The following is a 13,532-nucleotide window of genomic DNA, read 5'->3' on the forward strand; positions in this document are numbered from 1 at the left end:
TCTCATCGCGGATTCTCCTACGCGCCGCGGAATGACTACGATGTATCTTGATATCGAACGATATTCCGGCCTGGGCAGCCGACGATCATCGACGACAAGAGGAGTATTCCGCGTGTTCAAGAAGGTTCTGGTTGCCAATCGCGGTGAGATCGCGATCCGCGCGTTTCGTGCGGCGCACGAGTTGGGCGCGTCGACGGTGGCAGTGTTCCCCTACGAGGATCGCAATTCGCTGCACCGTCTGAAGGCCGATGAGGCGTATCTGATCGGCGAGGCGGGGCATCCGGTACGGGCCTACCTCGATGTGGCGGAGATCGTGCGCGTCGCGGTCGAGGCGGGCGCCGATGCGATCTACCCGGGCTACGGCTTCCTGTCCGAGAACCCCGAGCTTGCCGCGGCGGCGGAAGCGGCGGGGATCCGGTTCATCGGCCCGGGCCGCGAAGCGCTGGAGATGGCGGGCAACAAGGTCGCTGCGAAGGAGCACGCGATCGCGGCCGGCGTGCCGGTGTTGCGCTCGACGCCGCCGTCGACCGACATCGAGTCGCTGCTGGCGGGGGCGCGCGAGATCGGTTTCCCCGTGTTCGCGAAGGCGGTCGCGGGCGGAGGCGGTCGCGGAATGCGTCGCGTGGAGCGTGAGGAGGATCTGCGCGACGCGCTGGAGAGCGCGATGCGCGAGGCCGAGTCGGCGTTCGGCGATCCCACGATGTTCATCGAGCAGGCGGTGCTGCGCCCCCGGCACATCGAAGTGCAGGTGCTGGCGGACTCCACCGGCGCGACGGTGCATCTGTTCGAGCGGGACTGCTCGGTGCAGCGCCGGCACCAGAAGGTGGTGGAGATCGCGCCGGCACCGAACCTGACGCAGGAGAAGCGCGACGAGCTGACGCGCGACGCGATCGCGTTCGCGCGGTCGATCGGGTACGAGAACGCCGGCACCGTCGAGTTCCTGCTCGATACCGAGGGGGAGCGCGCGGGCGAGCACGTCTTCATCGAGATGAATCCGCGCATCCAGGTGGAGCACACGGTGACCGAGGAAGTCACCGACGTCGATCTGGTGCGCTCTCAAATGCGGATCGCCGCCGGGGCGACGCTCGAGGAGCTCGACCTGGCGCAGGAGCAGATCGTACTGCGCGGCGCTGCGCTGCAGTGCCGGATCACCACCGAGGATCCCGCGAACGGGTTCCGCCCCGACCTCGGCCGCATCACCGCCTACCGCTCGCCGGGCGGCGGCGGGGTGCGCATCGACGGCGGCACGATCAACGTCGGCGCGCAGATCAGCCCCCACTTCGACTCGATGCTGGCCAAGCTCACCTGCCGCGGCCGCACGTTCGAGGACGCGGTCGTGCGGGCGCGGCGCGCCCTGGGGGAGTTCCGGATCCGCGGCGTCGCGACGAACATCCCGTTCCTGCAGGCCGTGCTCGCCGATCCGGCGTTCCAAGCGGGCGATGTGGCGACATCGTTCATCGAGGAGCGGCCCGAGCTGCTCGAGATGAACAAGCCGAAGGATCGCGCGACCCGCCTGCTGCAGCACGTCGCGAACGTCACCGTGAACCAGCCCAACGGGCCGCGCCCCGGCGCGATCGATCCGGCGGCGAAGCTGCCGGCGGCCGACCTGGCCCTGCCCGCCCCGCACGGCTACCGGCAGCGGCTGCTCGAACTGGGGCCCGACGGCTACGCGCGCAGCCTGCGTGAGCAGACGGCGCTCGCGGTGACGGAGACCACCTTCCGCGATGCGCACCAGAGTCTGCTCGCGACGCGAGTGCGCACGAAGGATCTCGCGCGGATCGCGCCCTACGTCGCGCGGCTCACCCCGCAGCTGTGGTCGGTGGAGGCCTGGGGCGGCGCGACCTACGACGTCGCGCTGCGCTTTCTCGGCGAGGATCCGTGGGAGCGGCTCGCCGCTCTCCGCGAGGCGCTGCCGAACGTGCCGATCCAGATGCTCCTGCGCGGGCAGAACACGGTCGGCTACACGCCCTATCCTGCTGGCGTGGCGCGCGCGTTCGTGCGCGAGGCCGCGGAGACCGGCGTGGACGTGTTCCGGATCTTCGACGCCCTCAATGACGTGAACCAGATGCGGGTCGCTATCGATGCGGTGCGCGAGACCGGTACCGCGGTGGCCGAGGTGGCGATGGCCTACACGGGCAACCTGCTCTCGCCCGACGAGGACAAGTACACCCTCGACTACTATCTGCGGCTCGCAGACGAGATCGTCGGCGCCGGGGCCCACGTGCTCGCCATCAAGGACATGGCCGGCCTGCTGCGGCCCGCTGCGGCCGCGAAACTGGTCGCCGCGCTCCGGGACCGCTTCGAGCTGCCCGTGCACCTGCACACCCATGACACGCCGGGTGGGCAGCTGGCCACCCTGCTGGCGGCATCCGCGGCGGGCGTCGATGCCGTCGATGCGGCCTCCGCACCGATGTCGGGCACCACCAGCCAGCCCTCGCTGTCGGCTCTGGTCGCAGCGCTCGCGAACACGGAGCGCGACACCGGGCTCGAGGCCGACGCGGTCTACGCCCTCGAGCCCTATTGGGACGCCGTCCGCGCGCTCTACAGCCCCTTCGAGTCCGGGCTCCCCTCGCCGACCGGTCGCGTGTACTCGCACGAGATCCCCGGCGGGCAGCTCTCGAATCTGCGTCAGCAGGCGATCGCCCTGGGCCTCTCGGAGAACTTCGAGAAGATCGAGGACATGTACGCGGCGGCGGATCGCATTCTCGGCCGCATCCCGAAGGTGACGCCCTCCTCGAAAGTGGTGGGCGACCTCGCCCTGCACCTCGCCGCGGTCGACGCCGATCCCGCCGACTTCGAAGCGAACCCGCAGAGCTACGACGTGCCCGACTCGGTGGTCGGGTTCCTCGCCGGAGAGCTCGGCGAGATCCCGGGCGGCTGGCCCGAGCCATTCCGTTCGAAGGTGCTCGCCGGCCGCAGCGTCGATATCTCCGTCGCTCCGATCACTCCCGAGGACGAGGCCTCGCTCGCGAGCGGAGGCCGGGATCGTCGGGCGACCCTCAACCGGCTGCTGTTCCCCCAGCCCACGCGACAGTTCGAGCAGGCGCGCGAGCAGTTCGGCGACCTCTCGGTGCTGGACACCCCCGACTATCTCTACGGGCTCGAGTCCGGCCGGGAGCACGCGATCGATCTGGCGCGGGGTATCCGGCTCTACGTGGGCTTGGAAGCGATCGGCGAAGCGGACGACAAGGGGGTGCGCACCGTAATGGTGCGGGTCAACGGGCAGCTGCGTCAGGTCTTCGTGAAGGACGAGGGGGCGGCCGTCGAGGCGCCCGTCGCCGAGAAGGCCGATCGCACCGCACCCGGTCACGTCGCCGCGCCCTTCTCGGGCACCGTCACGATGAAGGCAGCCGTGGGCGAGGCCGTCGAGGCGGGACAGCCCGTGGCGACGATCGAGGCCATGAAGATGGAGGCCGCGATCACCGCGCCCGTGGCGGGCACGGTCGAGCGCATTGTGTTCACGGGTACCCGCTCGCTCGAAGCGGGCGACCTCATCGCCGTCATCGCGTAGGCTGGGACATCGCGCCCGCAGGACACGTCATCCTGCGGCCGCGAAGCGGGTCGCAGGATCGACGAACGACGACATGGATCCTGCGACTGCGCGCAGGATGACGGGAAGGACTGCCAATGGCGATTCGAGAGATCAGGCTGTTCGGCGACCCGGTCCTGCGCACCGTGTGCGATCCGGTGGCGGAGATCGACGACGGAGTGCGCGCGCTGATCGCCGATCTGTGCGACACGGTCGACATGGAGGGCCGCGCCGGGCTCGCGGCCACACAGATCGGGCACACGCAGCGCGCATTCAGTCTGAACATCGACGGCGAGGTCAGCTACATCATCAACCCCGAGATCGTGGCGCTCGAGGGAGAGCCCGCTCCCACCGGCGAGGGATGCCTCTCGGTGCCCGATCTCTGGTTCGACGTGATGCGCTACCCGCGCGCGACGGTGCGCGGGATCGACCTCGACGGCGCCGAGCTGGTGATCTCGGGGGAGGGCCTGCTCGCGCAGGCGCTCCAGCACGAGTGCGATCATCTCGACGGGAAGCTCTACATCGCTCGCCTGGACCGCGAGGCGCGCGGTGAGGCGATGCGGCGCATCCGCCAGTCCAGCTGGTTCTGACGTCCGCACCGAGAGCTTCCGCCGATAGGTCGCGCTGGACCCGTCATTCTGCGCGTGGCGAAGCCGGTCATGCTGCGCGAGCGGAGCGAGTCGCAGTACGCAGAATCCATGTGTATGGATCCTGCGACTCGCAAGCTCGCGCAGGATGACCGGAGCGGTCGATGGGCGAAACGGGGGCGGTGACCGGTTCGACCGGTCACCGCCCCCGTCGCGGTGCGGGCAGGTGCGCCTACTTGCCCACGCTCACGGCTTCCGTCTGCGGGTTGTCGCCGTAGAGCTTCGCGATCTCCCCGGCGAAGTCGCGCAGGATGTTGTCGCGCTTGATGCTCATCTTGGGGGTGAGGTGGCCGTTGGCCTCGATGAACTCGGTCGGCAGGATCACGAACTTGCGGATCGACTCAGCCCGCGAGACGTAGGAGTTGCCGTGGTCGATGGCGCTCTGCACTTCGGCGAGCACCTTCGGGTGGGCCGATGCCTCGTCGAGCGTCATGTTCGGATCCTCACCGTTGTTGTTCAGCCAGGCGGGGAGCATCTCCGGATCGAGCGTGACGAGCGCGGAGATGAACGGCTTCTGGTCGCCGACGACGACCACCTGTCCGATGATGGTGTTGGAGCGGATCGGATCCTCAAGGGCGGCGGGAGCGACGTTCTTGCCGCCCGCGGTGACGATGATCTCCTTCTTGCGGCCCGTGATGGAAAGGTAGCCGTCCTCGTCGAGCGTCCCCAGGTCGCCGGTGCGGAAGAAGCCGTCATCGGTGAACACGGCGTTCGTGGCCTCGGGGTTGTTCCAGTACTCCTTGAAGACGTCGAGACCCTTGACCTCGATCTCGCCGTCATCCGCGATGCGCACCGTGTGGCCGGGCAGGGCCGGGCCTACGGTGCCGATCTTGAACTTGTCCGGCAGATTGACGGTGACGGGGGCGGTGGTCTCCGTGAGGCCGTAGCCCTCGAGGATCTTGACGCCGAGGCTGCGATAGAAGTGGCCGAGGTAGTGACTGAGCGGGGCCGACCCGGAGACGGCGAAGCGCACGTTGCCGCCCAGGCGCTCGCGCAGCTTCCCGTACACGAGCTTGTCGAAGACCTTGAACTTGAGGCCGAGCATGAAGGGCACCTTGCCGGCGTCGAGGGCCTCCGAATGCTCCACCGCCACCTTGGCGGCCGCGCGGAAGATCTTGCCCTTGCCCTCGGCCTCCGTCTTCTGCTCCGCCGAGTTGTAGACCTTCTCGAAGACGCGCGGCACTGCCAGCAGGAAGGTCGGCTTGAAGCTGCCGAGCGCCGGCAGCAGCTGCGTCGTGTCGGCCTGGTGCCCGACGCGCACGCCGGAGTGCACCGCGAGCACCGAGATGAACCGCGCGAAGACGTGGGCGAGCGTGACGAACAGCAGCGTCGAGGAGCCGGGCTGCTGCACGACCTCGGAGAGCGCGGCGGCGGCGTTGCGCGAGAGGTCGACGAAGTTCGCGTGCGTCAGCACGCAGCCCTTGGGGCGGCCGGTCGATCCCGACGTGTAGATAAGGGTGGCGATGTCGCTGCCGACTGCAAGCGAGCGGCGTCGCTCGATCTCTTCGTCGGGGACGGAGCGCCCACCCGCGTGCAGTGCGTCGAGCGCGCCCTGATCGAGTCGCCAGTCGAGCGTGACCCCGGAGGCCTCGGCGCTGATCTCGCCGAACCGCTCGGCGTGCTCGGCCGTTTCGGTGATGATGCCGCGCGCGCCGGAATCCTCGAGGATCCAGTGGAGCTGCAGCGCGGAGGAGGTCTCGTAGACGGGCACCATGACGGCCCCCGCGTAGTGCAGGGCGAAGTCGATGAGCGACCACTCGTAGCTCGTCTTGCACATGAAGGCGATCCGATCGCCCGGCTCCACGCCGGCCGCCGCGAATCCCTTCGCGAGCGCGACCACCTGCTCGCGGAACTCCGCCGCGCTGATGTTGCGCCACCCCTCGCCCTGGGGTACCGCGAACAGCGCCCGATCCGGGGTCGCGGCGACACGCTGCTCCAGCAGGTCGGTGATGTTGTCCTCCGGGACGGAGGGGATCAGGATCGGGGTCTCAGACTGTTGCACGGCAGCTCCTTCGATACCTCGTCAAGGGGAAACGGCGGCACTTCCGCAGCACCGCGAAGATGTCTTCAGCCTATATGCATACCGACGCCCCGCTCGGGCTCGGCTATTCTGTTCTGAGACGAGAGGAAACCGCCGGCAGTGCTCTATTGGATTTTTAAACACCTGATCATCGGGCCGTTCTTGAAGACGATCTATCGCCCGTGGGTGGAGGGTGCCGAGAATATTCCCGCGTCGGGGCCGGTGATTATTGTGGGAAACCACCTGTCGGTGATCGATTCCTTCTTCATGCCGTTGATGATCGACCGGCGCGTCTACTTCCTCGCCAAGAGCGACTACTTCACGGGGCGGGGCCTGAACGGCTGGCTGGTGAAGAACTTCATGCTCGCGGTGGGACAGCTGCCGATCGATCGCTCGGGCGGCAAGGCATCCGAGGCCTCGCTCAATACCGGACTCAGCGTGCTCGATCGAGGAGACGTGCTCGGCATCTATCCCGAGGGCACCCGCAGTCCCGACGCTCGTCTCTACCGAGGACGCACGGGCGTCGCCCGGCTCGTGCTCGAGTCGGGGGCGACGGTCGTGCCCATCGTGATGATCGACACCGAGAAGGCCATGCCCATCGGGGTGAAGGTGCCGAAGATCCGCCGCATCGGCACGGTCATCGGCAAGCCGCTCGACTTCAGCCGATTCCGGGGCATGAGCGCCGACCGCTTCGTGCTGCGGAGCGTGACCGACGAGATCATGCTGGAGATCCAGAAGCTGAGCGGTCAGGAGTATGTCGACGTGTACGCCTCCAGCGTACGCAACCGGTGATCTGCGCGATCGGAGGGCGCGGCCTAGTAGGCTGGAGGGGTTGCGGTCCCGTGCCGCAGCATTCGCGTACCCGCATTTCAGACGAAGGATCCGGAAGAGCTGATGACGATCCAGACCACCGACACTGCTGCATCTCGAGCATTCGCTGAGCTCGACGCGTATCGCGAGCGCGATGCGAAGCAGCAGCCGAGCTGGCCGGATCCGCAGGCGGTCGAGGCGGCATCGGCCGAACTCGCCGCGCAGCCGCCCCTCGTCTTCGCGGGGGAGGCTGATCAGCTGCGCGAGCGGCTCGCCGCCGCCGCCCGCGGTGAGGCATTCCTGCTGCAGGGCGGGGACTGCGCCGAGACGTTCGCAGCGGCCACGGCCGACAAGATCCGCGACCGGGTGAAGACCCTGCTCCAGATGGCGGTCGTGCTCACCTACGGCGCCTCGATGCCGGTCATCAAGGTCGGCCGCATGGCGGGTCAGTTCGCCAAGCCGCGCTCGAGCACCAGCGAGACGCGCGAAGACGTGACGCTGCCCGCGTACCGCGGAGACCTCGTCAACGGCTACGACTTCACCGTCGAGTCGCGCACCGCGAACCCGCAGCGCCTCGTCCAGGGCTACCACGTGTCGGCGTCGACGCTCAACCTGATCCGCGCGTTCACGCAGGGCGGCTTCGCCGATCTGCGCCAGGTGCACGAGTGGAACAAGGGCTTCGTCTCGAACCCCGCGAATCAGCGCTACGAGTCGCTTGCCGCCGAGATCGACCGCGCGCTCAGGTTCATGGAGGCCTGCGGAGTGGAGAGCACCGCGCTCACCCAGACCGAGTTCTACGTGAGTCACGAGGCGCTGCTGCTCGACTACGAGCGCCCCCTCACTCGGGTCGACTCGCGCACGGGCGAGCTGTACGACACGTCCGGGCACATGCTCTGGATCGGGGAGCGCACGCGCGACCTCGACGGCGCGCACGTCGAATTCCTCTCGCACGTGCGCAACCCGATCGGGGTCAAGCTCGGACCGACCGCCACCGTCGACGATGCGCTGCGCCTCATCGACAAGCTCGATCCGCAGCGCGAGCCCGGCCGTCTGACCTTCATCACCCGCATGGGCGCCGGCAGAATCCGCGAGGTGCTCCCCGGTCTGCTGGCCGGTGTGCGCGACGCGGGGGCGACGCCGCTCTGGGTCACCGATCCGATGCACGGCAACGGGATCACCACCGCGACGGGGTTCAAGACCCGACGCTTCGACGACGTCATGGACGAGCTCCTCGGCTTCTTCGAGGCGCACCGAGAGGTGGGCACGTTCCCCGGCGGCATCCACGTGGAGCTCACCGGTGACGATGTGACCGAGTGCCTCGGCGGCTCTGAGAACATCGACGAGGCGGCGCTCGAGACGCGCTACGAGTCGCTCTGCGATCCGCGCCTCAACCACATGCAGTCGCTCGAGCTCGCCTTCCTCGTGGCCGAGGAGCTCAAGCGCCTGCGGCGGTGATCCCGGAGCGCGGACCCGCGGACTAGCCGAAGAGCGAGCCGGTGATGTAGATCTCGGTTCCCGCCCGCACCCGCGTGCCCGCGGCCGGGTCGGTGCCGGTGGCGACCGCGGCGTCGAGCAGCGAACCCGTGAAGATCGGGTTCGTGCGGGCGGTGAAGCCTGCGGACTCGATCGCTGCGATCGCCTCCCGCAACGGCAGGTCGGCGACGCCGGGCACTTCGAAGAGCTCCGGGCCCAGCGAGACCTGGAGCCCGACCGTGTCGCCCGGGCGCACCGGGTCGGCCCCGGGAAGGACGGCGATCACGCGCCCCTCGGGGATCTCGTCGTGGTGGGCCTCTTGGCGCAGCTCGGGATCCACCGAGAGCTCGGCGTCGGCGAGCAGTTCGGCGGCCTCGGACTCGTCGAGACCCCCGACGTCGGGCAGCGCCCCCGCGGAGACGTCGAGTCCGACGGCATCTCCGGGCCGTACCGGGCCCTCCTGCGTGAGGAGCGCGATCACGTGCCCCCGCTCGACCTCGCCGTGGAAGGCGAGGCGGCTTCGCGCGGCCTCGACCGTCAGTCCGCTGGCATCGAGCTCGCTCGTCGCGGCGAGCTCGGAGAGGCCGACGACGTCGGGCAGCGGCCCGGCCGAGACGACGAGGTCGACGGGAGCCTGCTCCGGATAGGTCTCGCCGAGCGGCTCGCCCTCGGCGTCGAGCGCGGCGAGCACGATCTCGCTCGTCTCCTCGCCGAACCTGCGATCGATCTCGCCGACGCTGAACCCCGCATCCACCACGACGGCCTCCGCATCGGGCAGCGGGAGCCCGGCGATGGTGGGCACGGGCAGCATCTCGGGTCCGGTCGAGCGGCAGAGCCGCACCCCGCTGCCGCGATCGAGCCGGGTTCCGGCCTCCGGTTCGGTGCGTGCGGCCAGGCCGGCGGGCACCTCGACGCTCGAGCACTCGAACACCTCGAAGCTCAATGTGCGCTGATCGAGCAGGGCTTCGGCGGCGGCCATCTCGGCCCCCGCGACATCCGGCACGGACACCTGCGATCCGGGTCCCTGGCCGAACCACCATCCGAGGCCTCCCGCGAGCACCACGAGCAGTGCCAGCACCGCGGCCATGATCCGGCCGCGCCTGCTGCGCGTCTGCGCGGTCACCGCCGCGAGCTCGAGCGGAGTGGCCGGCGGCGGCTGCTCTGCGGTGTCGGCCGCGGAACCCGCTGCGGGCGCGTCGGCGGCGAGCGCGTGCCGCTGCGCCTCGTCGAGCACGGTCGTCGAGGGGGTTGGCAGCTCTCCGTTGAGCTCCGGCAGCACTCGCGTCGACGCGTTCGGGGCGAGGCCGTGGCGCAGCGGGCTCAGATAGCCGAGAGCATCGCCGGCGTCGAGCGGCCGCAATTCGGGATCGCGCTGCGTGGTCCATCGCACCAGCTCGTCGAGTTCGGGAGTCGCCTCGCTGCTCGTGAGCGAGGGAAGCGGCACCTCGGAGTGCGCGTGCTGGTATGCGATCTGCATCGGCTGCTCGCCGGTGAACGGCTGGGACCCCGTGAGCATTTCGTAGAGCATGATGCCGAACGCGTAGAGGTCGCTCCGTGCATCGGCGATCCCTCGGGTGACGAGTTCGGGGGAGAGGTAGGCGATGGTGCCGAGCAGGGCCTGGCCGGTGGTGGTATTCGCGCTGACGGCGCGGGCCAGGCCGAAATCGCCGAGCTTGATCCGCCCGTCGTCGGCCAGAAGCACATTCTCGGGCTTGAGGTCGCGGTGCACGATGCCCGCGCGATGTGCCGCGGCGAGGCCCGAGAGCACCGCCTCGCCGATCTCGATCGCCTGCTCCGCCGTCAGGTGCTGCTGCTGTTTCAGTAGATCGCGCAGCGTGATGCTGGGCAGATACTCCATGACCAGATACGTGCGTCCGGCGTCGTGCCCCTGATCGAAGACGTTGACCAGATTGGGGTGGGAGAGCCGCGCGGCGCTCCGCGCCTCTTGTTCGAAGCGTCGCGTGAAGTTCTCGTCCTCCGCGAGGTGCTCGTGCATCACCTTCACCGCGACCCTGCGCTCGAGGCGCAGATCGTTCGCCAGGTACACCATCGCCATGCCGCCCCGAGCGATGCGCGAGCGAATCGCGTATCGCCCGTCGAGCGTTTGCCCGATCATCGGGTCGGCAGGCGCGGAAGTCACGCCGAGAGTCTACGGAAGTTCGCGTGCGATTCGCCTGACCCGCGCCGAGCAGTCGCGGATTGCGATCATTCGACGACGCTGGCAGAGTTGAAGCGTGCCAGAGAACATTGCACCCGAAACGCCCTTCCTCACCGTCGCCGATCTCGTCGAGCGCTTCGGTCTCACTCCGGGGAAGATTCACCGGCTCATCGAGGACCACCAGCTCGCAGCGGTGCGCGTCGACGGCGTGCTGCAGGTGCCGGCGGAGTTCGTGGTCGACGACCACCCGCTGCCGCCGCTGCGCGGCACGCTGCTGGTGCTGCTCGATGCCGGCTTCTCGGACGACGAGGCGGTGGCATGGCTGCTCGCCCACAACGACGAGCTGGGGGAGCGGCCCGTCGAATCGCTGCGCGCCGGCCGCAAGAGCGCGGTGCGGCGCGCAACCCAGGCACTCGCCTTCTGAGGATCAGGACGAGCGCCGCGTCGCGCGTTCCGCGAGCCGGCCGAGCATTTCCGCGGAGTCGGGCCGGATCGGGGCGCGGCGCAGCGCGTCCGTCGCTCGGTCGACGTTGCGGCTGATCATCTGCTCGACTCGATCGACCGCGCCGCTCTCGCGGATGGTGCGCTGCAGGATCGACACTTGTTCACGTTCGAGATCCCCGCCGAGGAGGTCGTCGAAGATGCGTCTCTGCGTCGGCGGGAGATGCTCTCTGGCGAGTGTCACGAGCACGGTGCGCTTCCCCTCGGCCAGGTCGTCGCCTGCGGGCTTCCCCGTGACCTCCTCGTCGCCGAACACGCCCAGCAGGTCGTCTCGCAGCTGAAAGGCGACGCCGATCGGCAGGCCGAAGTCGGCGAGACTCTGCTCCTGGCCCTCATCGGCCCCCGCGAGGGCGGCGCCGATCAGCAGCGGCGCCTCGACGCTGTACTTCGCCGACTTGTAGACGAGGACCCGTGTCGAGCGTTCGAGCTGCTCGGTATGGGGTGCGAACACCGACTGCTGCTCTTCGAGCACGTCGAGGTACTGGCCCACGGCGACCTCGCTGCGCATGCGGTTGAAGTGTCGTCTCGCTCGGCCGGCAGCGCCGCGATCGGGCAGCGCATCGCAGGCGTTCTGCAGGAGTTCATCGGCCCAGGACTGCAGGAGGTCGCCGAGGAGGATGGCTCCCGCGAGGCCGAAGTGCTCGGGATCGCCGCGCCAGTCGTGCTGGCGGTGCAGTGCGGCGAACAGGCGGTGCACCGCGGGGCGGCCGCGACGGGTGCCGGAGCGGTCGATCACGTCGTCGTGGATGAGGGCTGCCGCGTGGAAGAACTCGAGCGCGCAGGCGGCATCGAGCACCGCTGCGAGCTCGCCGTCGACGCGCGCGGACATGTCGAGGGGCCGCACGGCGCGGTATCCCAGCGCCGCGAACTGGGCGCGGAAGCGTTTTCCGCCCGACAGGAAGCCGAGCGCCTCGTCGAGCAGCGGCTCCGCGTCGCGTCCGAGCGGCTCGAGTGCCTGGCGATGGCGGGCCAGCGTATCGCCGATCCGCTCCTGAATAAGCCCTGCGAGTCGTGTCGTTTCTTGCACGCAACTAGCCTAGCTGTGGGGCGGCGAAGTAGACTGTAGCCAGCGAAGGCTGCAGGGGTTTTCGATAACGTGAAGCAAGTCCGGGAGGGTCGTCATGGCGCTGTCAGAACGAGAGCAGCGGCTGCTTGACGAGATGGAGCGAGGCTTCTATCAGAGCGAAGCCGATGTGATGCAGACGGTCTCGGCGAGTCGTCGCCGGGTGAACTACCGCTCGCTGGTGCTCGGCATCATCGTCGTGCTGATCGGAGTCGGCGTGCTCGTCGGCGGCGTTGCGGCGCAGCAGCTCTGGTTGGGGCTCATCGGCTTCGCGGTGATGCTCGGCGGGGTGATGCTGATGTTCCGTCGCGGCCCCGAGCCCAGCATCGAGTCGGAGCTCTCCGCAGGTGCGAAGAGCGGCGGCGGCGAGGGTGCAGCCGCACGCTCGTCGCTCAGCGAGCGCATGGAGCGCCGCTGGGATGAGCGCATGGGGGGCGAGCGCTAGCAGCGCACCCCCGGCACGAACAGCTTTCTCGAGGAGGGGGCCGCGGATGACCGCGGCCCCCTCCTCTCGTTTTTCCGTGCCCGGGCTGCGCCCACGCGCGTGCCTGCCCGTGGTGCTCTCTCCCGCTCTCCGCCACGCGCGCCAATAGTTGCTGCCTCGCCTCGACGGTGACGACACCTACTGGCGCGCGGAGGGTGCTGCGTGACTCCTCCACTTCCCTCCACTTGGGCGGCCAGGCACTCGCGGGGCTCGGCGGATCGTCGCTCTCGCGGGCGTTCGCGCGGCGAAACGCGCGGGGTGCGACAGGGGAGCGGCCGCACTGCTTCGGTTCGCTTCCGCGGAATCATGCGGATCTGCCCGAGCCGGGTTGCAAAGTGGAGAGGAAAAGCCAAGAAGTGGAGGAAAGTGGAGTAGTGTGGTGTTCCACAGTCGAGGGAGGGAGGGATCCGTGTTTCTCGGAACCTTCACGCCCAGGCTCGACGAGAAGGGGCGGGTGATCCTCCCGGCGAAGTTCCGGGACGAGCTCGCCGACGGATTGGTCATCACCCGAGGGCAGGAGCGCTGCCTCTACGTGTTCAGCGAGAGCGAGTTCACCGAGATGCACGATCGGATCCGTCAGGCCCCGGTCACCTCGAAGCAGGCACGGGACTATCTGCGCGTCTTCCTCTCCGGCGCGCACCCCGAGACCCCCGACAAGCAGAGCCGGATCACGATCCCGCAGGGCCTGCGCGAGTACGCCGGTCTCGACCGGGAGCTCGCGGTGATCGGCGCCGGCTCGCGCGCCGAGATCTGGGACGCAGCGGCGTGGCAGCGCTACCTGGCCGAACAGGAATCGGCCTTCTCCGACATCGAGGAGGAGGTGATTCCGGGCATGTTCTAGCCCGGA

The 13,532-nt window shown here is 68.9% G+C and carries 10 protein-coding genes; 7 read left to right on the plus strand and 3 right to left on the minus strand.

Annotated elements, in window-relative coordinates; translation table 11 throughout:
* Positions 1-112 precede the first annotated feature (112 nt).
* Both EVS81_RS14620 and def read left to right on the plus strand, forming a co-directional pair.
* Positions 113-3,511: a pyruvate carboxylase gene (locus EVS81_RS14620; RefSeq protein ID WP_130111022.1), complete on the plus strand. Its 3,399-nt coding sequence runs from the start codon at positions 113-115 to the stop codon at positions 3,509-3,511.
* A gap of 116 nt (positions 3,512-3,627) precedes the next feature.
* A complete protein-coding gene (gene def, locus EVS81_RS14625; RefSeq protein WP_130111023.1) occupies positions 3,628-4,119 on the plus strand; it encodes a peptide deformylase in 492 nt (163 codons plus the stop codon).
* A gap of 229 nt (positions 4,120-4,348) precedes the next feature.
* Here the strand turns inward: def and EVS81_RS14630 are convergent, their stop codons facing one another.
* Positions 4,349-6,178 (minus strand): AMP-dependent synthetase/ligase, encoded by a 1,830-nt coding sequence (locus tag EVS81_RS14630; RefSeq protein WP_130111024.1) that lies wholly within the window; start codon positions 6,176-6,178, stop codon positions 4,349-4,351.
* 138 nt (positions 6,179-6,316) lie between these two features.
* On the opposite strand from EVS81_RS14630, the gene EVS81_RS14635 reads away from it, so the two are divergent.
* Complete coding sequence (locus tag EVS81_RS14635; protein ID WP_130111025.1) at positions 6,317-6,988, plus strand: lysophospholipid acyltransferase family protein; 672 nt, start codon at positions 6,317-6,319, stop codon at positions 6,986-6,988.
* Positions 6,989-7,090: 102 nt separating this feature from the next.
* Positions 7,091-8,461, plus strand: a complete 1,371-nt coding sequence (locus EVS81_RS14640) for a class II 3-deoxy-7-phosphoheptulonate synthase (protein WP_130111026.1) — start codon at positions 7,091-7,093, stop codon at positions 8,459-8,461.
* A gap of 22 nt (positions 8,462-8,483) precedes the next feature.
* Here EVS81_RS14640 and pknB read toward each other — a convergent pair whose 3' ends face one another.
* Complete coding sequence (gene pknB / locus EVS81_RS14645) at positions 8,484-10,619, minus strand: Stk1 family PASTA domain-containing Ser/Thr kinase (RefSeq protein ID WP_130111027.1); 2,136 nt, start codon at positions 10,617-10,619, stop codon at positions 8,484-8,486.
* Between the two features lie 94 nt (positions 10,620-10,713).
* Between pknB and EVS81_RS14650 the strand changes: the two genes are divergently transcribed.
* A complete protein-coding gene (locus tag EVS81_RS14650) occupies positions 10,714-11,061 on the plus strand; it encodes an Rv2175c family DNA-binding protein (RefSeq protein ID WP_130111028.1) in 348 nt (115 codons plus the stop codon).
* A 3-nt stretch (positions 11,062-11,064) separates the two neighbouring features.
* Here EVS81_RS14650 and EVS81_RS14655 read toward each other — a convergent pair whose 3' ends face one another.
* Positions 11,065-12,165, minus strand: coding sequence for a polyprenyl synthetase family protein (locus EVS81_RS14655; protein WP_130111029.1), 1,101 nt, complete (start codon positions 12,163-12,165; stop codon positions 11,065-11,067).
* Between the two features lie 94 nt (positions 12,166-12,259).
* Here EVS81_RS14655 and EVS81_RS14660 point away from each other — a divergent pair, with 94 nt between their 5' ends.
* Positions 12,260-12,646 (plus strand): DUF3040 domain-containing protein, encoded by a 387-nt coding sequence (locus EVS81_RS14660; RefSeq protein WP_130111030.1) that lies wholly within the window; start codon positions 12,260-12,262, stop codon positions 12,644-12,646.
* Between the two features lie 448 nt (positions 12,647-13,094).
* Positions 13,095-13,526 (plus strand): division/cell wall cluster transcriptional repressor MraZ, encoded by a 432-nt coding sequence (gene mraZ, locus EVS81_RS14665; protein WP_130111031.1) that lies wholly within the window; start codon positions 13,095-13,097, stop codon positions 13,524-13,526.
* Positions 13,527-13,532: the final 6 nt, after the last annotated feature.

The sequence above is a fragment of the Leucobacter triazinivorans genome (assembly GCF_004208635.1).
GTDB lineage: Bacteria > Actinomycetota > Actinomycetes > Actinomycetales > Microbacteriaceae > Leucobacter > Leucobacter triazinivorans.

Coding starts and splice junctions, on each gene's coding strand:
- EVS81_RS14660 (WP_130111030.1), top strand. CDS start 12,260: ATGGCGCTGTCAGAACGAGAGCAGCGGCTGCTTGACGAGATGGAGCGA.
- def (WP_130111023.1), top strand. CDS start 3,628: ATGGCGATTCGAGAGATCAGGCTGTTCGGCGACCCGGTCCTGCGCACC.
- EVS81_RS14640 (WP_130111026.1), top strand. CDS start 7,091: ATGACGATCCAGACCACCGACACTGCTGCATCTCGAGCATTCGCTGAG.